Consider the following 18,631-nt stretch of genomic DNA (forward strand, 5'->3'; position numbering starts at 1 on the left):
ACGAGACTGCCCGGGATCGGCTCGGGTGCGATCACAATTCAGCTAGTGAGGTCGACCGGATGGTGCTGAACCGCCTGCTCCGCGCGGGCGAGGGCAAGATGGTGAAGCGGCTGCGCAACATCGCCGATCACATCAACACCCTCGAAGACGACGTCAAGGAACTTTCGGACACGGCGCTGCGGGCGAAGACCGACGAGTTCCGTAAGCGGCACGCGGACGGCGAGTCACTCGACGACCTCCTGCCGGAGGCGTTCGCGGTGGCGAGGGAGGCGGCCTGGCGCGTGCTCGGCCAGCGGCCCTACGACGTCCAGCTGATGGGCGGTGCCGCGCTGCACCTCGGCCAGGTCTCCGAGATGAAGACCGGTGAGGGCAAGACCCTGACCCAGGTCCTCCCCGCGTACCTGAACGCCATCTCCGGCAAGGGCGTGCACGTCATCACGGTGAACGACTACCTCGCCAAACGTGACGCCGAATGGATGGGCCGGATCCACCGTTTCCTCGGTCTCGAGGTCGGGGTCATCCTGGCCGACCAGACGCCGGAGGTCCGCCGCCAGCAGTACGCCGCCGACATCACGCACGGCACGAACAACGAGTTCGGCTTCGACTACCTCCGCGACAACATGGCGTGGAGCCTCGAAGACTGCGTCCAGCGCGGCCACAACTTCGCGATCGTCGACGAGGTGGACTCCATCCTCATCGACGAGGCCCGGACGCCGCTGATCATCTCCGGCCCGGCGGACCAGTCCTCGCGCTGGTACATCGAGTTCGCGCGGATGACCCCGCTGATGAAGCCGGACGTCCACTACGAGGTGGACATCCGCAAGCGCACCGTCGGTGTCACCGAGAAGGGTGTCGCCTTCGTCGAGGACCAGCTCGGTATCGAGAACCTCTACGAGGCCGCGAACACGCCGCTGGTCGGCTACCTGAACAACGCGCTGAAGGTCAAGGAGCTCTACAAGCGCGACAAGGACTACATCGTCCGCGACGGCGAGGTCCTGATCGTCGACGAGTTCACCGGCCGCATCCTGCACGGCCGCCGCTACAACGAGGGCATGCACCAGGCGATCGAGGCCAAGGAAGGCGTCGAGATCAAGGCCGAGAACCAGACGCTCGCCACGATCACGCTGCAGAACTACTTCCGGCTCTACGACAAGCTGTCGGGGATGACCGGTACCGCCGAGACCGAGGCGGCCGAGTTCCACCAGACCTACAAGCTGGGTGTGGTGCCGATCCCGACCAACAAGCCGATGATCCGCGCCGACCAGGCCGACCTGATCTACAAGACCGAGCAGGCCAAGTTCGAGGCCGTCGCCGAGGACATCGCCGAGCGGCACGAGAAGGGCCAGCCGGTGCTGGTCGGCACCACGAGTGTCGAGAAGTCCGAGCACCTGTCGAAGCTGCTGCTCAAGCTGGGGGTCCCGCACGAGGTCCTCAACGCCAAGCACCACGACCGGGAGGCGCTGATCGTCGCCAGGGCGGGGCGCAAGGGCGCGGTCACGGTCGCCACCAACATGGCGGGCCGCGGTACCGACATCGTGCTCGGTGGCAACCCGGACCTGATCGCCGACGAGGTGCTGCGCCAGCGCGGCCTCGACCCGGTCGAGCACTCCGAGGAGTACGAGGCCGCCTGGCCGAAGGTGCTCGAAGAGATCCAGGCGGAGACCAAGGCCGAGGCCGAGGAGGTCCGCGCGGCGGGCGGGCTGTACGTGCTCGGCACCGAGCGGCACGAGTCCCGCCGGATCGACAACCAGCTCCGCGGTCGTTCCGGTCGTCAGGGCGACCCGGGCGAGTCCCGGTTCTACCTGTCGCTCGGTGACGAGCTCATGCGCCGGTTCAACGCGACGATGGTCGAGCGGGTCATGACCACCATGCGGCTGCCGGACGACGTGCCGATCGAGCACAAGATGGTCTCCAAGGCGATCAAGAGCGCGCAGACGCAGGTCGAGCAGCAGAACATGGAGATCCGCAAGAACGTCCTCAAGTACGACGAGGTGATGAACGAGCAGCGCAAGGTGATCTACGCCGAGCGTCTGCGCGTCCTCGAGGGCGAGGATCTGCGCGAGCAGATCGAGCACATGCTGGTCGACGTCATCAACGCGTACGTCACCGAGGAGACCTCCTCGGGTTACGCCGAGGACTGGGACCACGAGAAGCTGTGGACGGCGCTCAAGACGCTGTACCCGGTCAAGGTCACCTGGGAAGAGCTCACCGCGGACGACGACCTGGACGCCGACGGGCTGCGCGAGGCGCTGCTCAAGGACGCTCACCGCGCGTACGACGAGCGTGAGGCCGAGATCGACGCCAAGGTCGGCGAAGGCGCGATGCGCAGCCTGGAGCGCCAGGTCATGCTCACCGTGCTCGACCGCAAGTGGCGTGAGCACCTCTACGAGATGGACTATCTCAAGGAGGGCATCGGCATGCGGGCCCTGGCGCAGCGCGACCCGGTCATCGAGTACCAGCGCGAGGGCTACGACATGTTCCGCGCGATGCTGGAGTCGCTGAAGGAGGAGGCCGTCGGCTTCCTGTTCAACCTCCAGGTCGAGCAGGCCGAGCCCGCCGCCCCGGCGCCGGAGTCCGCGGCGGCGCTGCCCGCCGGGGTCGCCTCCGGGAACGGTCAGGCCAACGGCGACGGGCGCCACGCCCGTCCGACGCCTCCGCAGGGTCCGGCGACCGACACCGAATCCGTGCCGTCCGCCTTGCGCGGCAAGGGACTCGGCGGTGGTTCGCGATCCGGGCTGACCATGTCGGGCCCGTCCGAGGACGGCGGCGTCGAGTCGCATTCGGACAGTGCCGGCAGCGACGGCGGCGACCAGAGCGGGACCCGCCGGGAGCGCCGTGCCGCGCAGCGCGCCTCCCAGAAGAAGGGCAAGAAGGGCCCGCGCCGCTAAGACAGACAGGGAAAGGGGCCTTCACCGCACGCGACCGGCGCGGTGAAGGCCCCTTTCTCATGCCGCCAGCCGGAGCGCGGAGACGCGTCGCGGCGGCTTCAGCAGGTGGAAGCGGGTGCACACCCAGCCCGCCGGGGTCCGCTCGAATCGCGCGGCCAGCGCGAGGCAGCGGCCGTTCTGCTCGACGGTCGCGCAGGCCTCGATGACGCCGTCCGCCGGATGGCACAGGTGGATCGACTTCGGCCGGTAGCCGCCCGGCGGACGCTGACGGCTGCGGGCGATCAGCACGGGGTGGAGGGCGGGGTCGAGGATCGGCTCGATCTGGGCCGCCGGACGGCGCCCGTCGCAGGCTTCGAGGATGGTGGTCAGCAGCCTGCCCACCTGCCGCCCGTCCAGCGTGTCCGGCCCGGGTTCGGTACGGGGTATCTCGGCGAACTCCTTGCCGGGGAGCCGCAGGTCCAGGACGAGCTGGTTGTCCGGCGTCGGCGCCCGGTGCGTCGGCCCGTCCGGGCGGTTCGTGGTCCGGTAGGCCGGTTCACACGGTTTCAGCCGTCTCAATGTGTACGAAGTCATCAGGTCGTCCCCCTCCGCGGCCCCCTCGGCCACGCCCAGCAACTCAGGGCCCGGCGGTGGGCGAGGTGGCGACAGGAACCGCCCGAGAGGATGAACCGGGTGGTGATCGCTTGTGTACCGTGAGCCGATGCTGAAAGGGCTGGTCATCGACTACGTCGGGGTGCTGACAGACGCCGGCGCGGACGAGCTGTACGCCTTCCTGCTGGCGGCCAGGGAACGCGGCATCAAGACGGCCTTGCTTTCCAACGCCCCCGGGGCGTCGGACGAGGCCAAGCGCACGCTGGACCCGTTCTTCGACGCGCTCGTCTTCTCCGGCGAGGTCGGCGTCGCGAAACCCGAGCGTGAGGTCTACCTGCTCACCGCGGGGCTGCTCGACCTGCCCGCCGAAAGGTGCGCGTTCGTCGACGACGCTTCGCACAACGTCCGCGCGGCGGTGGCCGCCGGGATGGCGGGGGTGCACCACACGTCGGTCGAGGAGACCTTGACCGAGCTCAGCGCCCTGTTCCCGAAGCCCTAGCGGTTCCTGAAGCCCTAGCGCGGCGCACCAGCTCGAAGGACAGCACCGCGGCGGCGGCCGAGACGTTCAGCGACTCGACCTCGCCCGGCATCGGGATCGACACCCATTCCGTCACGAGTTCGCCGACCTCGGCGCCGACGCCGTTCGTTTCCCCGCCCAGCACGAACGCCGCGCGCTGCGGCAGTTCGACGTCGAACACCGAATCGCGGGCCGAAGCGCCCAGCGCGTAGATCCCGTACCCGGCCTCGGTGAGCATTTCGGCGGCCTCGCGCGCGCTGCCGCACCGCAGCACCGGCGCGCGGAACGCGACCCCGGCCGAGGCCTTGACCACCATCGGGTCGAGGGCGGCGACCCCGCGCCGCGGCACGACGACACCCTCCAGCCCGGCGGCGGTCGCCGTGCGCAGGATCATCCCGACGTTCGCCGGGGTGGTGATCCCGTCGAGCAGCAGTACCCGGGAAGGCGGCCTGCTCTCGGACAGGGCCGCGTGCAGCGACCGCATCCGCGGCGCGACGACGTCGGCGAGTACGCCCTGGTCCTGCTTGCCGTTGCCGGCCAGCACCTTGACGCGGTGCGCGCTCGCCCGCTGCACCGGCACCCCGGCGGCCTTGGCGGCGCGCTGGATCTCGGCGGCGTTCGGCCCGCGCACGGTGTCGGCGAGAATCACCTTGTCCACCTCGAGCGCCGCGTCGTCCAATGCCTCCAGCACCGGTTTCCGGCCGTACACCGTCAGGAACCGGTCCTTCGGCGAGATCACCGAGTCATCACCCACACCGGCGAGTGTCCCACTGTGTAAGGATCGGCTCATGCCCGACCGCCTCTCCGCGCTGGACGCCTCGTTCCTGTACGTGGAAGACCACTCGACCCCGATGCACGTCGGTGGCGTGGCGATCTTCGAACGGCCGCGCGACGGCTTCACCTACGAGCAGCTGCTGGACCTCATCGGGCAGCGCCTGTCGTTCCTGCCGCGCTACCGCCAGCGGGTGCTGGAGGTGCCGGGGCACCTCGCCCGGCCGGTGTGGGTCGACGACGTCGACTTCGACCTCAACTACCACGTCCGCCGGTCCGCGCTGCCGCAACCGGGCTCCGACGGGCAGCTGTTCGATCTCGTGGCGCGGCTGATGTCGAGGCGGCTCGACCCCGGAAGGCCGCTGTGGGAGGCGTACTTCGTCGAGGGCCTCGCGGGGGACCGCATCGCGCTGGTGACCAAGACGCATCAGTCCGTTGTGGACGGGCTCGGCACGATCGAGATCGGGCAGCTGATCCTCGACGCCACCCCGCAGGAGCCGGAACCGTTCGACGACACCTGGCATCCGCGCCGCGAACCGAGCCGTACACAGCTGATCCTCGACGCGGTCGCCGAGACGGTGCAGCGGCCGACGGAGCTGGTCGAGAACGTCCGGTCCATCACCCACGACGCCGCCGCGATGGCAGGCAAGGTGTCCGAGACGGTCGGCGATGTCGCGTCGGCGCTGAAGACCATGGTGCATCCGGCGCCGTCCGGGCCGCTCAACGTCCGCACCTCCGGCGGCCGGATGTTCGCCGTGGTCCGCACGCGGCTGGAGGACTACCGCAAGGTCCGCGCCGCGCACGGCGGCACGGTCAACGACGTCGTGCTGGCCGCGATCACCGGCGCGCTGCGGGAATGGCTGCTCTCCCGTGGGTCGAGCCTCACCGCGACGACCACGGTCCGCGCACTGGTGCCGATGGCCGTCCGCGACGCCGAGACGGCCGAGTACTCGACGCCCGCGCTGGTGGGAAACCAGGTCGACGCCTATCTGGTCGATCTGCCGGTCGGTGAGCCGAACGCGGTCCTGCGGCTGCAGCACATCGGCCACGCGATGGCGGATCACCTCGACTCGGGCCGCTCGGTCGCCGCGCGCGGCCTGCTGACGGTCGGCGGTTTCGCGCCCGCGACACTGCATTCGCTGGGTGCGCGGGCCGCCGGGTCGATGTCGGGCCGCATCTTCAACGTGCTGATCACGAATTCGCCGGGCCCGCAGGTGCCGCTCTACGCGGGACAGGCGAAGATGGTGGAGATGTACCCGGTCATGCCGCTGGTGCGCAATCAGGCGCTGGCGATCGGGGTCACCTCCTATCACGGCGGTGTCTACTTCGGACTGAACGGCGATCGCAAGGCCGTGTCCGATGTGGACCTGCTCGCCGGGATGATCGAGGAATCGTTGGAAGAACTGAAGGGTGCGCACTGGTGAGGGTCTATCTTCCCGGGACGATCGCGATGCTCCGTGATCTCGAGACCGCCGGTGAGCTCCGGGCGCGCAGTGGCACCGGGTTCGCGCTGACGCCGGCGCTGCGGGAGTCCTACGCGAGCGGATCCGACGAAGAACTCGAGTACGCCGCGCTGCTCGACGCGGCGAGGGCGTCGCTCCGGCTGATCGCGGCCGAGGAGAAGCCGGAGCCGCGGCGGGTGGTGATCTCGGCCGACATCGACGACGTCACGCTGCGCCCGGATCTCGACGCCGCCGTCGTCCGGCTGTCCGGACCGGTGAAGATGTCCGACGTCGCCGCGATCCACGTCGACGCGGCCGAGGCCGCGGAGTCCGTGCGGGCCGCCGCCGCGGTGATCGACCAGGCCGACCTCGGCGACCCGGACGCGGAGTTCACCCTCGGCGACGCCGAAGACCACGAACTCGCCTGGTACGCGCCCCAAGAACTCCCTTTCCTCCTGGAACTCCTGTAACCCACGCCCGCGTTTCGTCCTCTGGACGCGGTAATTGCGCGCGCAAGGAACGCATCCAGAGGACGAAACGCGAGCTGGACGGAACGTGACAGGGTCAGCCCGCCGGGATTTCCCCGATCTGGTCCGGCGGCGGCGCCTGGATCTCGGCCTGCGTCCCCCAGTCGGTGTAGCGCGTGGTGATCCTGGCCTGCGCGCTGTCCGGTACGCCCGACGCGGCGAGGACCGGCGCGAGATCGAGCACCACCCGCAGCGGCTGATGCGCGCCGTCGAGCCAGAGTTCCATGGGGAGCTTCCCGAGCTTGCCGCCCAGCTCCCCGACGGCCTCCGCCGACAGCCCGGCAGGCAGGTCGCCGCCCAGCGCGGCCACGTCGAGATCGAGCCGGTAGTGCTCGGCGGACACGCCGTCGAGTTCGGCGTGCCCGGACTCGACGAGCGTCCCCGCCCGCCGGATCTGGTCGAGGGCGCGGCCGGGGTCGTTCTGCTTCGCCAGCTGGTCGATGCTGCCGCCGGCGACCTGGGAGAACGGGTCCGCGCCGTCGGCGGACACCTTGACCCACGGCTTGCCGCCGGGAACGTCCTCGCGGGCACTCTCGGGGACCTTCGCGAAGACGACCTTGTCGATCAGCCTCAGTTCGAGCGGTTCGCCGAGGAAGTCCGTGGTCATGGTCAGCGCGGTACCCGCTCGCGCGACCCGGGCCTGCCCTTGGCTCTTCGAGCGCATCGCGCCCGCCGTGACGTCGGTGGCGAACTTCGCGGCCTTGCCGTCGATGGCGGACGTGGTCCCGTCGGCGAGCGCGCGGGCGTCGGCGAACGAGACGGTTTCGCCGTCGCACGCGCCGAGCAGCGCGCCGAGGGCGAGCACGACGGCTGGCAGTGCCGTTTTCCGCATGAGGACCTGCTTTCAAGAGCGGGTACCCAAGCGAAACACAGCCGCGGCTCGCCCCCCGATCGGGGGAATGGCTCAGCGGCTGTCGGCGATCGCCTCGGGCGGCGGCGCGATGATCACCACGTCCGAGGCCCAGCTGTCGTACTTGACCGTGGCCTTGCCGAGTTTGACCTGTACCGGGCGTTGTTCGCCGTCGAGCCACATTTCGGCGGGCGCCCCGCCGAGGTCGAGGGCGTAATGCGTGGTGACCGTGCCGTTCACGTCGGCCTGGTCGGACTTGACGACCTTGCCGGACTTCGAGATCCGGTCGATCGTGCGCGTCGGATCCATCGTCTCGACGACCTGCGTCATCAGCTCGCCGTTGGCCGCGGAGATCGCGTCCTTGCCACCGGCGGTGATCTTGACCCATTCCTTGCCGGTCTTCAGTTCCTGGACCTGGGCGTCGGACAGGTGGTAGTAGAGGACGCCGTCGGCGAAGATCAGGTCCCGTTTCTCGCCCGCGACCTCGGCGACCATGGAGAACTTGCTGTTCGGCCCTTCGTAGAGCCCGGAACTGGTCACCACGACCTTGCGGCCGTCCTCGGCGGTGGTCTCCAGCGCGATCTTGGACGACCGGGCCTTCTGCGTGCCCGCACCGGCCGCCGAGGCCAGCTGCGCCGCGTCGGCGGCCGCCGGGGGCGCCGCCGGTTCCTGGTCGGAGGAACAGCCGCCCAGCAGCAGGAGAGCGGTACAGACGGCGGCGAATCCGGTGGCACGCATAGGACTCCCTCGGGTGAATGGTCTGTACCACTACCGTAGCCAGTGAACCGCGGAACGTGAAGGCCCCCTTCCCTCGGCTGGTCATTCGAAACCGTGACCGAGGGAAGGGGGCCTTCACGCGCGAGGCCTGGTTTTAGCGGCCTGCCTTCTTCGCCATTTCGAGGTAGTCGCCGACTTCGGCGGCGGGCGGCGCGGTGACGTCCACCGGCGTGCCCCAGTCGCTGTAGAGGTAGGTCGACTTGGCCTCGCCGGTCTCGCGACCGCCCATCGACTTCATGAACGAGGTCATGTCCATGGTGATCTTCAGCGGCAGCTGCTCGGCGTTGAGCCACAGCTCCGCCGGGATCCGCAGATCCTTGCCTTCGAACCGCTTCTCGATCTTCGCCCGCTGGTCGGCGGGGATTTCGTCACCGAGGAACAGGTCGAACTGCTTCTTGGCGTCGAATTCCACGAAGTAGTGGTTCACCGGGACGCCGGTCAGCTGGGTCTGCTCCGACCTGATGATGCTGCCGGTCTTTTCGACCAGTTCCAGCAGCTTCGCCGGGTCGCCCATCTCGAACGACTTCAGCATGGCCTTCCCCATGGCCTTCGTCCTGGGGTCCTCGCTGTTCAGGTCGATCTTCCCCCAGTTCTTGTCCGTCTTGAGCTCGGCCTTCTCGGCCGGGGGGAGCTTGACGAACAGGGTCTGGTCGACCAGGCGCAGGATGCCGGATTCGCCGTCGGCGGTCAGGTTCGCGTCGACCTTCGTGGCGACACCGTCGTAGTACGCCAGCAAAGTGCCCGTGACCTTGGAGTCTCCTTGTACGGCGTCGATGGTCGCCTTGGAGGACTTGGACTTGCGCGTCCCCTGCTTCGCGGCTTCGACGAGGCCGAGCGCGTCGGTGAACGGGGTGGCCAGCGCGAGCTCGCCGCCCTTGTTCTCCACCTGGGCGTCCGGGCGGGTGCCGCAGCCGGTGAGCAGGAGGCTCAGTGCCGCGGCCGCCGCGACGAGTTTGACCGTGGTGCCCGTCACCGGCCGCCCTTTTTCATGATCTCCGCCATGTCGCCGACCTGGTCCGCGGGCGGGGCGGCGACGGTGACCGGGCCACCCCAGTCGGTGTACTTGACCGTGGTCTTGGCGACACCGTCGCCGGGGGCGCCCATGGCCTTCACGAACGCGGTCTGGTCCGAGATGACCTGCACCGGCAGCTGGTCGGCGTTGAGCCACAGTTCGGTGAGGATGGCGACGTTCTTGCCCTCGAGCTTCGCGTCGAGCTGCTTGAGGGTTTCGGCGGGCACCGGGATGCCGATCTCGCCCATGACGAGGGCGAGGGCCTTCCGGGCGTCGACGTCGATGACGTAGTGGTTGGTCAGCTCACCGTTCAGCTCGACCTGGTCCGACTTCGTGATCTTGCCCGCCTTCGAGATCTGCTCGAGGGTACGGGCCGGGTCACTGTCCTTGACGGCCTTCGACATCATCTTGCCGAGCAGCTGCGAGATCGGATCCTTGCCCTCGGGCGAGATCTTCACGTACGCCTTGTCGGTCTTCAGCTCGGCCTTGTCCTCGGCGTCGAGCTTGAAGTACAGCGCGTTGTCGACGAACAGCATGTCGAGCTTCTTGCCGTCGCTGTCCATGATCATCGCGAGCTTGCTGTTTTCGCCGTCGTACAGGCCCTGTCCGGACGCGGTGCTCTTCTCGGCGCCCGCGACGATCTCCATCGTCATCTTCGACGATTTGGCCTTCTTGGTGCTCTCGCGGGTCAGCGCCGCGAGCTGGATCGAGTCGCCGAGCGGCGACGACAGTGAGCTCTTCGCTTCGGAAGAAGCGGGGGCAGCCGCGCCGGGCTGCGTCTCGCCGCCGCAAGCGGACAGCACCAGTGCGGCGGCCGTCGTGATGGCGGCGAGGATGGTTACGCGCTTCAAAAGGACCCCTCAGAAAAGTTGATCTAATCCGAACGGGTTATCGCGGCTCGCCGAAATTAGTTACCGATCGTCTTCGTGACCTGCTCGGGAGCCCAAAAGGCGGCGCAGAGAGACCAGTCGCTCCGAGCTAGCGTGACCCTCCGTGACCACGTCGTCGAGGGCGCAGTCCGGATCCGACGGCGGCCCGAGGTGACCGCAGCCGGAGGGGCACTCCTCGGCGGCCTCGGCGAATTCCTCGAACGCGAGCACGATGTCGTCGGCGGTCACGTGCGCCAGCCCGAACGAGCGGACGCCGGGGGTGTCGACCACCCAGCCCCCGCCGGGCAGGGCGAGCGCGACCGCGGCGACGGACGTGTGCCTGCCCTTGCCGACCGCGCTGACCACACCGGTCGCCAGTCCGGCGTCCGGCACCAGCCGGTTGACCAAAGTGGACTTCCCGACCCCGGAATGCCCGACCAGCGCGGTGACCCGGCCCTTGAGCCGCTCGGTCAGCTCGTCCGGATGCTCGTCGTGCCGGGTGACCACGGCCGGGATGTCGAGGCCCGCGTACCCGGCGAGGAGTTCGTCCGGGCTGGCGAGGTCGGCCTTCGTCAGGCACAGGATCGGGTCGAGTCCGCCCGCGTAGCAGGCGACGAGACAGCGGTCGATGAACCCGGTGCGCGGCGGGGGATCGGCCAGCGCGGTCACGATCAGCAGCTGCGCGGCGTTGGCGACGACCACCCGCTCGAAGGGGTCGGTGTCGTCCGCCGTCCGGCGGAGCACGCTGGAGCGTTCGTCCACCCGGATGATGCGGGCGAGGGTGTCCGGTTTGCCGCTCACGTCGCCGACGATGCCGACCGTGTCGCCGACGACGACCGAGACCCGGCCCATCTCGCGGGCCCGCATCGCGGTGACGACCCGGTTCGGATCCGCGTCGATGGCGCAGGTCCAGCGCCCCCGGTCCTTCCCGATGACCATCGCGGTGGAGGCGTCGGCGTGCTCGGGACGGCGTTTGCTGCGCGGTCTGGTGCCCTTGCCGGGACGGATCCGCACATCGGATTCGTCCAGTCTGCGCCAGTCCTTGCCCGACAAACCGCCTCCTGCTCTTCGAACACCGCGGAAGAATGATCCCATGCCGCTCGCCAACGTCCGGCGAGCGTGTAACGATGGCTCTTCGACGAGGAGGTTTTCGCATGTGCGGGCGCTATGCCGCCACGAAGGACCCCGCCGCGCTGATCGACGAGTTCGCCGCGGTTGACCTGACCGAAGGCCGGATCCGGACCGATCACAACGTGGCGCCGACCAAGGACGTCGTCACCGTGGTGCAGCGGCATCCGCGGGACGCCGACGGCGCGGTGCTCGAAGACGAACCGGCCGTCCGGTCGCTGCGGATGATGCGGTGGGGCCTGGTCCCGTTCTGGGCGAAGGACCCGGGAATCGGCTCGAAGATGATCAACACGCGCGCCGAGACCGCGAAGGAGAAGCCGTCCTTCAAGAAGGCGGTGTCCGCCCGGCGCTGCCTCGTCCCGGCCGACGGCTGGTACGAGTGGCGCCGTGACGGCAAGGAGAAGCAGCCCTTCTTCATGACAGGCCCCGACGACGCTTCGCTCGCCTTCGCCGGCATCTGGGAAAGCTGGCGGCCGAAGGACGACAAGGACGCCGACCCGCTGATCACCTTCTCGGTGATCACCACCGACTCGGTCGGCAGGCTCACCGACATCCACCACCGCATGCCGCTGCTGATGCCGCGCGAGAAGTGGGACACCTGGCTCGACCCCGACCTGCCCGACGTCACCGACCTGCTCGTCCCGCCCCCGGTGGAGCTGGTCGACACGATCGAGCTGCGGCCGGTGTCCAGCCTGGTCAACAACGTCCGCAACAACGGCCCGGAGCTGCTGGAGCGCGTCGAACCCGCCGGCGACAGCGCGCTCTTCGAGCTGCCGAGCCCATGACGAAGCTGGAGATCGACACCGCTTACGGCCCCGCGCGGGCCGAGCTGCATTGCGCCGAGGAGGGCATCGCCGTGCTGATGCTCGGCCACGGCGCGGGCGGCGGCATCGGCGCGAAGGACCTGGTCGCGGTCACGCGGGCGGCGCAGGCGGCCGGGGTGCACGTCGCGCTCGTCGAGCAGCCGTACCGGGTCGCGGGCCGCCGCGCGCCCGCTCCGGCCACACAGCTCGACACCGCGTGGCTCACCGTGGCCGACGAGATCTCCGCGCGGTTCGACGATCTCCCGATCGTGTTCGGCGGCCGGTCCTCCGGCGCCCGAGTCGCCTGCCGGACGGCCGCGGCGGGCCAGGCGGTGGCGGTGCTCTGCCTGGCCTTCCCCGAGCATCCGCCGGGGAAGCCGGAGAAGACCCGGCAGGCCGAACTAGACGCCGTCGAGGTCCCGACCCTGGTGGTCCAGGGGGAACGCGACCCCTTCGGCCTGCCCAAAGGCGGCCCGCATCACGAGATCGTGGTGCTCAAGGGCGACCACAACCTCAGCGCCGACCTCGAAGGCGTGTCACGCGCGGCCGCCGAGTGGCTCGAGCGAGTGCTGCGGCCGCTCACCTGAGAGCCGTCGCCGGGCGTAGTGCACGGTGACGGCAGCCAGCAGCGGACCCCAGAGCAGGAGCGGGGCGTAGCAGGCGGCCATGACGACGCCGTAGACCGGCGAGGTCTCCCAGCTCCCCGGCGCCATCGAGGAACCGGCCTCGGCCCAGCCGAACAGCCCCTGGACCCCCAGCGCGGTCAGGGCGGTCGCCCCCGCCGCGGCCGGGAGGATCGCCGCGAGCGGCGGGATCGGGCGGCCGCGCAATCCCGGGATCCACCGTGGCCACACCTCGCCCCACGGCCGGACGAGACCGAGGGTGAGGAACGCGAGCGCCTCGGCGAGGATGCTCAGCCCGAAGACGTAGGCCGTGCCCCAGCCGGGGATGCCGAACTCCACCAGTCCTTGCGCGGTGAACCCGACCGGGATGCCCAGCCCCATCGCGATCCGCCACAACCCGGACGGCAGGGTTGCCAGCAGCGTCGCGTGTGCGGCGAGGTTCGCCCACTTCGGTACGCCGGGCACGGTGTCGGTCATTTCGTGGCTCCCCAGGAGTCGTCGTTCGCTTGCCGATGACGATTCCCGAGTCCGGCCTGGTGATCTTCCCGCCGCGGACCGACCTCCCTCCCTCGCGAGGGGGAGATCAGGCGGCGATCGGGGCCAGCACGGCACCGGTGAGCCGCACCAGGTCGGCGGGCGCGAGTTCGACCTCCAGGCCGCGGCGCCCGGCCGAGCAGTGCACGGTCTCGAACTTCTCCGCCGAGGCGTCGATCACCACCGGGAGCCGGCTCCGGTGCCCGAGCGGGGAGATCCCGCCGAGCACGTACCCCGTCGCGCGCTGCGCGGCCGCGGGGTCGGCCATCTTCGCCTTCTTCCCGCCCGCGGCCGCCGCCAGCGCCTTCAGATCCAGCTGACCGGTGACCGGGACCACGCCGACGGTCAGTTTCCCGTCGACCTCGGCGACCAGTGTCTTGAACACCCGCGCGGGATCCAGCCCCAGCGCCTCGACCGCTTCGAGGCCGTACGACTCGGCTCGCGGATCGTGCTCGTAAGCGTGCAGCACATGCGGCACCTTCTGCTTCGCCAGCAGCGCCGTCGCCGGGGTTCCCTTGCCTGCCATGGGCGGAGTCTACGAGCGTGCCCGGGAATGCCCGGCCGGGCCGCACTGTTGAAAGGCACGTGTCCACCACACTCGAAGCTCCCCGAATCCTGATCCCGCGCACGCCGGGCGGCCAGGTGATCCGCCCGCGCGTAAACTCGGCGACGTCTCATGCGCACAAGCGCATCGACGCCGATCGGGAAGGGAACGGTTTGCCGAGCACGCAGAATCCCGCGCCGGAAACGGGCACGGACGCCGAAGAGGTGGCCGCGCGGGCCGAGCGCTTCGAGCGGGACGCGATGCCCCTGCTCGATCAGTTGTACTCGGCCGCCATGCGGATGACCCGGAATCCCGCCGACGCCGAGGATCTCGTCCAGGAGACGTACCTGAAGGCGTACGCGGCCTTCGCCTCCTTCAAGGCGGGTACGAACCTCAAAGCGTGGATGTACCGCATCCTCACGAACACCTACATCAACGGCTATCGCAAGCGTCAGCGCCAGCCGGTGCAGCAGCCCACCGAGGAGATCACCGACTGGCAGATCGCCAAGGCGGAGAGCCACACCTCCAGCGGGCTGCGCTCGGCCGAGGTCGAGGCGATGGACAACCTGCCCGACGCCGACGTCAAGGAAGCGCTGCAGAAGCTGCCAGAGGAGTTCCGCCTCGCGGTCTACCTCGCCGATGTCGAAGGTTTCGCGTACAAGGAGATCGCCGAGATCATGGACACGCCCATCGGCACCGTGATGTCCCGGCTGCACCGCGGCCGCGCCCAGCTCCGTGACCTGCTCGCCGACGTCGCCCGTGAGCGGGGCTTCATCCGCGCCGGCAAACAGCAGGAGGTGGCGGGGCGATGACCGACGACTACTGCAGCGGCGCGGACGACAAGGTCAAATGCGAGGAAGCCCTCGCCGACATCTACCTGCTGCTCGACAAGGAGTGCAGTGCCGAGCGCGACGCGGCCCTGCGCAAGCACATCGAGGACTGCCCGCCGTGCCTCGAGGAATACGGCATCGACGAGCACATCAAGCAGCTGCTCGCCAGGAAGTGCGGCGGTGACCACGCGCCGGACGACCTGAAGTCCCGGCTGCGGGCCTCGATCCGCCAGACCGTGCAGAGCAAGGGCGCGATCACCATCGAGCGCACCGAGCTCAAGATCGAGCAGACCTTCGAATAAGCGCTTCGGACACGCGAAGGCCCCCGTACCGGATCGGTGCGGGGGCCTTCGCCGTCTGATCGATGATCAGGCGTTGGGCTTCTTGCCGTGGTTCGCGCCGTTCTTCTTACGGTCGCGACGCTTGCGGGCGCGCTTCGACATGTTCCACTCCTTGTCCAAGTGGCCCTCGCGGGGTGATACGACACCACGGGGCCAGGGTCAACCTCTTCAGTGTGTCATGCGGCCCTCACCCTGCTTGGATGGGGACGTGTCCACCCTTTCCGATCTGCTCGCCGAGAACACCGGTCTGTCCGGCGAAGCCGCGGATCATCTCCAGACCGTGGTCGCCGAATGGCAGCTGCTGGCCGACCTTTCCTTCGCCGACTTCCTACTCTGGGTCGCCGTCTCCGAAGAACTCCAGCCCGACGGCGGCGACTACGTCTGTGTCGCGCACGCACGCCCGACGACGGCGCCCACGGCCCATCCGGAGGACGTCGTCGGCTCCCGGTTCACCGTGGACGAGCATCCGCAGCTGGCCAAGGCGAGCCGCGAGGTGCGGATCTGCCGTGAAGAGGATCCGCACTGGTACCGCGACCTGCCGATGCGCCGCGAGGCCATCCCGGTGGTGTTCGGCGGCACGGTGATCGCCGTCCTCAGCCGCGAGACCAACCTGGCGGCCTCCCGGGTGCCGAGCCCGCTCGAAATCGCCTACCTCGGCAGTGCGGGCGACCTGTGCCAGATGATCGTCGACGGCACCTTCCCCAGTCCGGGGAACCAGACGGACACGCACACGAGCCCGCGGGTCGGCGACGGCCTGATCCGCCTCGACCCGACCGGCACCGTGGTCTTCGCCAGCCCGAACGGGTTGTCGGCCTATCACCGGATGGGGCACGAATCCGACCTCGTCGGGCAGCGGCTGGCGCCGTTGACCAGGTCGCTCATCCGCGACCCCTTCGACGCCACCGAGGTCTCGCACCGGATCATCGAGGCGCTCGACGGCAAGCCCAGCAGCCGTACGGAGGCGGATTCACGCCGCGGCGCCGTCGTGCTGTTCCGTGCGCTGCCGCTGCGCCCGGCCGGGCAGGCCGCCGGCGCGCTGGTGCTGGTGCGCGACGTCACCGAGGTGAAGCGCCGCGACCGCGCGCTCCTGTCGAAGGACGCGACCATCCGCGAGATCCACCACCGGGTGAAGAACAACCTGCAGACCGTGGCCGCGCTGCTGCGGCTCCAATCGCGCCGGACCTCCAGCGAGGAGGCGCGGCTGGCGCTCGGCGAGTCCGTGCGCCGGGTCTCGTCGATCGCGATGGTGCACGAGGCGCTGTCCATCTCCGTGGACGAGCGGGTCGATCTCGACAAACTGCTCGACAACGTCCTGCCGATGGTCGGCGAGGTCGCGACGGCCGAATCCCAGGTGGGGCTTTCACGCACCGGTTCGTTCGGCGTCGTCGTCGCCGAGATCGCGACGCCCTTGGTGATGGTGCTGGCCGAACTCGTCCAGAACGCCATCGAGCACGCGTTCCCCGGCGGACGGCCCGGCAAGGTCGAACTCGTGGTGGAACGGTCGGCCCGCTGGCTCGACGTCGTCATCCGGGACAACGGGCGCGGACTGCCTTCGGGGTTTTCCCTCGAACGCAGCGACGGTCTCGGACTGCAGATCGTGCGGACGCTGGTGGAGTCGGAACTGCGCGGTTCGCTGTCCCTGCGCGGATTGCGCGGGGAATCCGAGGAATCGGGCGGCCGCCGGGTGGGCACCGAGGCGGCCTTGCGGATCCCGCTTTCGCGCAGGCTCTGAACCGGCCGTAGTGGACAGTCCTCTTTGATCATCCTCAGTGGACTGTCCCACCCGGACACGTTTAAGGGCCGGCGCCCGAAGAGAAGTGGCGCCGGCCCTGCAACGGTTCCGCGGGAGGACTTGGTGAAAGTCCAGTGAAGCCATACCCCCGTGGGGGCGTGTCGGCCTCGCTTGTTAAGCTCAAGTCGGGTACGTGTCACCTCGCAACGCAGGGCCATACAGCCACTACGCCGCGGGATTTCCCGAAGCTTGGGGTGTTGTCGCTACTTTAAGTTCTGCGCTGTGATGCTGAGATGAAGAGTGCTGAGTCTTGAAGACTCAGGCGGAGGTACGCGTGCCGATGTGCGTACGACGGCGCTTCAGGGCCCGTCGCTCGTCCTCGCTCATCCCGCCCCAGACGCCTGCGTCCTGCCCGCTGGCCAATGCCCAGGCCAAGCAGTCGGATGCGACGGTGCAGCGGTGGCACACGGCCTTCGCCTGCGTTACCTGCGACAGAGCCGGACCACTGGTTCCCACGGGGAAGAACAGCTCGGGGTCCTCGTCTCGGCAGGCCGCGTCATGGCGCCAGTCCATGTTTCTGAGCTCCTTCATAACGGCGCGGTACTCCGCGCCATAGTCGTCATGGCGGTCGTTTTTTTGGGTGCTTGTGAATGCTTTCACGAAGCACCCGTTTCGACAAGGGTTTTCTGAAGATCGGTGAGTCAGCTCACCCGGCCGAGCGACGCTCCTGACCTGCGGTTTCGTTCCGAAACGGTCTCCCCAAGGGAAGGCCGATGCGGTGAGCGGAGGTTCTGCGTCGATGAGCGGCAGGTCGTACTTTGCCGCAGGCGATCAGCGGTCCGGTCGTCAGACGGTTACTGTCAGTGCTCCCGGGACGCTGAAGAACTCCACCCTCGTCCGCTGGCCGACGAGGTCGCCGTCCACCTGGAAGTTTACCGGTTCAGCAGCGTCGATGCGGATCATCGGCAGGTCATCGTGACGAAGGAGACGTCGTCCGCGTTGGTTGCTCTTCGTGAGCAATGCCTGCCGTACATGCTTGAACACGGTGGGCAATCCCAGACCGCTCAACGCGAAAAGGCCCAATCCGGTGTCGAACGAGCTGCCCGGGTTCAGGTGAACGGGACGGTCACCCAGGTAACTCCACGGATCGGTATTGGACACGAAAGCGGTCAGCACTTCGGTGGGCTCTTCACCCGGGATCCGCACGGTGAGGGGTGGCCTGCCGAGCGGGGGCCGCAGATGCGACGCCACGGCGGCCCGGAGATAGAGCCCCGCGGTGGTCTGCTTGCCGCGTCGCTTGGCCACGCGGCCGACGACGTCGGCGTCCCAGCCCAGGCCGGCGTTGAAGGTGAACCAATGGCCGTCGGCGAGTCCGAGGCCGACCGCGCGGTTCCGGTCGTTCTCGATGGCGTTGAGGAGCTGATGGGTCGCTTCCACAGGATCGTGTGCGATCCCCAGTGCGCGGGCGAAGACGTTCGCCGAGCCTCCCGGCACGACCCCGAGCATGGGGACATCGCCGATTTCGGCCGGATCGCCGTCGGAGTCCGCGAGCAGACCGTTGACGACCTCGTTGACCGTGCCGTCGCCGCCGTGGGCGACCACCAGATCGATCCCGTCGCGGGCGGCGGAGCGCGCCACGGCCATCGCGTGGCCGCGGTAGTCGGTCTCCACGACGTCGAGCTTCACCTGGCTGGCCAGCGCGTGCGCCAGCACGTCACGGCCACCTGCGGTGGTCGAGGTGGCCTGGGGGTTCACGACGAGGATGGCACGCACTACCGCAGGGTAAGCCTCTTCGGCCCGAAGAGGGGAGCGTCAGGTGACGCGAAGCTCAACGGCACGTGCGTCCTCGAAG

The 18,631-nt window shown here is 68.9% G+C and carries 21 protein-coding genes; 9 read left to right on the forward strand and 12 right to left on the reverse strand.

Features of this window, described 5'->3' with window-relative positions; genetic code table 11:
• Positions 1-59 precede the first annotated feature (59 nt).
• The gene (gene secA, locus SD37_RS06655) at positions 60-2,888 is read left to right on the forward strand and encodes a preprotein translocase subunit SecA (RefSeq protein WP_044852304.1); all 2,829 of its coding nucleotides are present in this window, start codon (positions 60-62) and stop codon (positions 2,886-2,888) included.
• A gap of 57 nt (positions 2,889-2,945) precedes the next feature.
• Here the strand turns inward: secA and SD37_RS06660 are convergent, their stop codons facing one another.
• The gene (locus SD37_RS06660; RefSeq protein ID WP_052674997.1) at positions 2,946-3,461 is read right to left on the reverse strand and encodes an Rv3235 family protein; all 516 of its coding nucleotides are present in this window, start codon (positions 3,459-3,461) and stop codon (positions 2,946-2,948) included.
• Between the two features lie 127 nt (positions 3,462-3,588).
• Here SD37_RS06660 and SD37_RS06665 point away from each other — a divergent pair, with 127 nt between their 5' ends.
• On the forward strand, positions 3,589-3,978 hold the full coding sequence (locus tag SD37_RS06665; RefSeq protein ID WP_044852785.1) for an HAD family hydrolase: 390 nt from the start codon (positions 3,589-3,591) through the stop codon (positions 3,976-3,978).
• Here SD37_RS06665 and SD37_RS06670 read toward each other — a convergent pair.
• Positions 3,953-4,750 (reverse strand): TrmH family RNA methyltransferase, encoded by a 798-nt coding sequence (locus SD37_RS06670; RefSeq protein ID WP_044852305.1) that lies wholly within the window; start codon positions 4,748-4,750, stop codon positions 3,953-3,955. The genes SD37_RS06665 and SD37_RS06670 overlap by 26 nt on opposite strands.
• A gap of 34 nt (positions 4,751-4,784) precedes the next feature.
• On the opposite strand from SD37_RS06670, the gene SD37_RS06675 reads away from it, so the two are divergent.
• Positions 4,785-6,191: a WS/DGAT/MGAT family O-acyltransferase gene (locus SD37_RS06675; RefSeq protein ID WP_044852306.1), complete on the forward strand. Its 1,407-nt coding sequence runs from the start codon at positions 4,785-4,787 to the stop codon at positions 6,189-6,191.
• Positions 6,188-6,679 (forward strand): DUF6912 family protein, encoded by a 492-nt coding sequence (locus SD37_RS06680; protein ID WP_145926538.1) that lies wholly within the window; start codon positions 6,188-6,190, stop codon positions 6,677-6,679. The genes SD37_RS06675 and SD37_RS06680 overlap by 4 nt, the downstream gene beginning before the upstream one ends.
• Before the next feature lie 94 nt (positions 6,680-6,773).
• Here SD37_RS06680 and SD37_RS06685 read toward each other — a convergent pair whose 3' ends face one another.
• The 5 genes from SD37_RS06685 to rsgA form a co-directional block, all read right to left on the reverse strand.
• Complete coding sequence (locus SD37_RS06685) at positions 6,774-7,568, reverse strand: SCO4651 family lipoprotein (RefSeq protein ID WP_044852307.1); 795 nt, start codon at positions 7,566-7,568, stop codon at positions 6,774-6,776.
• A gap of 72 nt (positions 7,569-7,640) precedes the next feature.
• The gene (locus SD37_RS06690) at positions 7,641-8,324 is read right to left on the reverse strand and encodes an SCO4651 family lipoprotein (RefSeq protein ID WP_044852308.1); all 684 of its coding nucleotides are present in this window, start codon (positions 8,322-8,324) and stop codon (positions 7,641-7,643) included.
• 133 nt (positions 8,325-8,457) lie between these two features.
• Positions 8,458-9,336 (reverse strand): SCO4651 family lipoprotein, encoded by an 879-nt coding sequence (locus SD37_RS06695; RefSeq protein WP_044852309.1) that lies wholly within the window; start codon positions 9,334-9,336, stop codon positions 8,458-8,460.
• Entirely contained in the window at positions 9,333-10,226 is an 894-nt protein-coding gene (locus SD37_RS06700) for an SCO4651 family lipoprotein (protein WP_044852310.1), read from the reverse strand. The genes SD37_RS06695 and SD37_RS06700 overlap by 4 nt, the downstream gene beginning before the upstream one ends.
• Positions 10,227-10,286: 60 nt before the next feature.
• Positions 10,287-11,297, reverse strand: coding sequence for a ribosome small subunit-dependent GTPase A (rsgA, locus tag SD37_RS06705; RefSeq protein WP_044852311.1), 1,011 nt, complete (start codon positions 11,295-11,297; stop codon positions 10,287-10,289).
• A 101-nt stretch (positions 11,298-11,398) separates the two neighbouring features.
• Here rsgA and SD37_RS06710 point away from each other — a divergent pair, with 101 nt between their 5' ends.
• Both SD37_RS06710 and SD37_RS06715 read left to right on the forward strand, forming a co-directional pair.
• Positions 11,399-12,157 (forward strand): SOS response-associated peptidase, encoded by a 759-nt coding sequence (locus tag SD37_RS06710; RefSeq protein ID WP_044852312.1) that lies wholly within the window; start codon positions 11,399-11,401, stop codon positions 12,155-12,157.
• Complete coding sequence (locus SD37_RS06715) at positions 12,154-12,762, forward strand: alpha/beta hydrolase family protein (protein WP_037306612.1); 609 nt, start codon at positions 12,154-12,156, stop codon at positions 12,760-12,762. The genes SD37_RS06710 and SD37_RS06715 overlap by 4 nt, the downstream gene beginning before the upstream one ends.
• Here SD37_RS06715 and SD37_RS06720 read toward each other — a convergent pair.
• Both SD37_RS06720 and ybaK read right to left on the reverse strand, forming a co-directional pair.
• Positions 12,712-13,275, reverse strand: a complete 564-nt coding sequence (locus tag SD37_RS06720) for a hypothetical protein (RefSeq protein ID WP_044852313.1) — start codon at positions 13,273-13,275, stop codon at positions 12,712-12,714. The two genes, SD37_RS06715 and SD37_RS06720, sit on opposite strands and share 51 nt — an antisense overlap.
• Positions 13,276-13,381: 106 nt before the next feature.
• Positions 13,382-13,858 carry a Cys-tRNA(Pro) deacylase gene (gene ybaK / locus SD37_RS06725; protein ID WP_044852314.1) on the reverse strand — a complete coding sequence of 159 codons (477 nt, stop codon included), beginning with the start codon at positions 13,856-13,858 and terminating at the stop codon, positions 13,382-13,384.
• Between the two features lie 191 nt (positions 13,859-14,049).
• Here ybaK and SD37_RS06730 point away from each other — a divergent pair, with 191 nt between their 5' ends.
• Positions 14,050-14,688, forward strand: coding sequence for a sigma-70 family RNA polymerase sigma factor (locus SD37_RS06730; protein WP_037306842.1), 639 nt, complete (start codon positions 14,050-14,052; stop codon positions 14,686-14,688).
• The gene (gene rsrA / locus SD37_RS06735; RefSeq protein WP_037306616.1) at positions 14,685-15,008 is read left to right on the forward strand and encodes a mycothiol system anti-sigma-R factor; all 324 of its coding nucleotides are present in this window, start codon (positions 14,685-14,687) and stop codon (positions 15,006-15,008) included. The genes SD37_RS06730 and rsrA overlap by 4 nt, the downstream gene beginning before the upstream one ends.
• A gap of 66 nt (positions 15,009-15,074) precedes the next feature.
• Here the strand turns inward: rsrA and SD37_RS44265 are convergent, their stop codons facing one another.
• Positions 15,075-15,149: a 50S ribosomal protein bL37 gene (locus SD37_RS44265; protein WP_098515123.1), complete on the reverse strand. Its 75-nt coding sequence runs from the start codon at positions 15,147-15,149 to the stop codon at positions 15,075-15,077.
• A 106-nt stretch (positions 15,150-15,255) separates the two neighbouring features.
• On the opposite strand from SD37_RS44265, the gene SD37_RS06740 reads away from it, so the two are divergent.
• Positions 15,256-16,779: a sensor histidine kinase gene (locus SD37_RS06740; RefSeq protein ID WP_044852316.1), complete on the forward strand. Its 1,524-nt coding sequence runs from the start codon at positions 15,256-15,258 to the stop codon at positions 16,777-16,779.
• 318 nt (positions 16,780-17,097) lie between these two features.
• On the opposite strand, the gene SD37_RS06745 is transcribed toward SD37_RS06740, so the two are convergent.
• Together SD37_RS06745 and SD37_RS06750 are read right to left on the reverse strand one after the other, a co-directional pair.
• Positions 17,098-17,352, reverse strand: coding sequence for a WhiB family transcriptional regulator (locus tag SD37_RS06745; RefSeq protein WP_037306843.1), 255 nt, complete (start codon positions 17,350-17,352; stop codon positions 17,098-17,100).
• A gap of 273 nt (positions 17,353-17,625) precedes the next feature.
• On the reverse strand, positions 17,626-18,552 hold the full coding sequence (locus SD37_RS06750) for a diacylglycerol/lipid kinase family protein (RefSeq protein ID WP_044852317.1): 927 nt from the start codon (positions 18,550-18,552) through the stop codon (positions 17,626-17,628).
• Positions 18,553-18,631 lie beyond the last annotated feature (79 nt).

Source organism: Amycolatopsis orientalis (assembly GCF_000943515.2).
Classification (GTDB): Bacteria; Actinomycetota; Actinomycetes; order Mycobacteriales; family Pseudonocardiaceae; genus Amycolatopsis; species Amycolatopsis orientalis.

Bases quoted from the DNA above. Each gene is read 5' to 3' on its own strand.
- secA (WP_044852304.1), top strand. From the start codon at position 60: ATGGTGCTGAACCGCCTGCTCCGCGCGGGCGAGGGCAAGATGGTGAAG.
- SD37_RS06660 (WP_052674997.1), bottom strand. From the start codon at position 3,461: ATGACTTCGTACACATTGAGACGGCTGAAACCGTGTGAACCGGCCTAC.
- SD37_RS06665 (WP_044852785.1), top strand. From the start codon at position 3,589: ATGCTGAAAGGGCTGGTCATCGACTACGTCGGGGTGCTGACAGACGCC.
- SD37_RS06675 (WP_044852306.1), top strand. From the start codon at position 4,785: ATGCCCGACCGCCTCTCCGCGCTGGACGCCTCGTTCCTGTACGTGGAA.
- SD37_RS06685 (WP_044852307.1), bottom strand. From the start codon at position 7,568: ATGCGGAAAACGGCACTGCCAGCCGTCGTGCTCGCCCTCGGCGCGCTG.
- SD37_RS06690 (WP_044852308.1), bottom strand. From the start codon at position 8,324: ATGCGTGCCACCGGATTCGCCGCCGTCTGTACCGCTCTCCTGCTGCTG.
- SD37_RS06710 (WP_044852312.1), top strand. From the start codon at position 11,399: ATGTGCGGGCGCTATGCCGCCACGAAGGACCCCGCCGCGCTGATCGAC.
- SD37_RS06715 (WP_037306612.1), top strand. From the start codon at position 12,154: ATGACGAAGCTGGAGATCGACACCGCTTACGGCCCCGCGCGGGCCGAG.
- SD37_RS06720 (WP_044852313.1), bottom strand. From the start codon at position 13,275: ATGACCGACACCGTGCCCGGCGTACCGAAGTGGGCGAACCTCGCCGCA.
- ybaK (WP_044852314.1), bottom strand. From the start codon at position 13,858: ATGGCAGGCAAGGGAACCCCGGCGACGGCGCTGCTGGCGAAGCAGAAG.
- rsrA (WP_037306616.1), top strand. From the start codon at position 14,685: ATGACCGACGACTACTGCAGCGGCGCGGACGACAAGGTCAAATGCGAG.
- SD37_RS06745 (WP_037306843.1), bottom strand. From the start codon at position 17,352: ATGGACTGGCGCCATGACGCGGCCTGCCGAGACGAGGACCCCGAGCTG.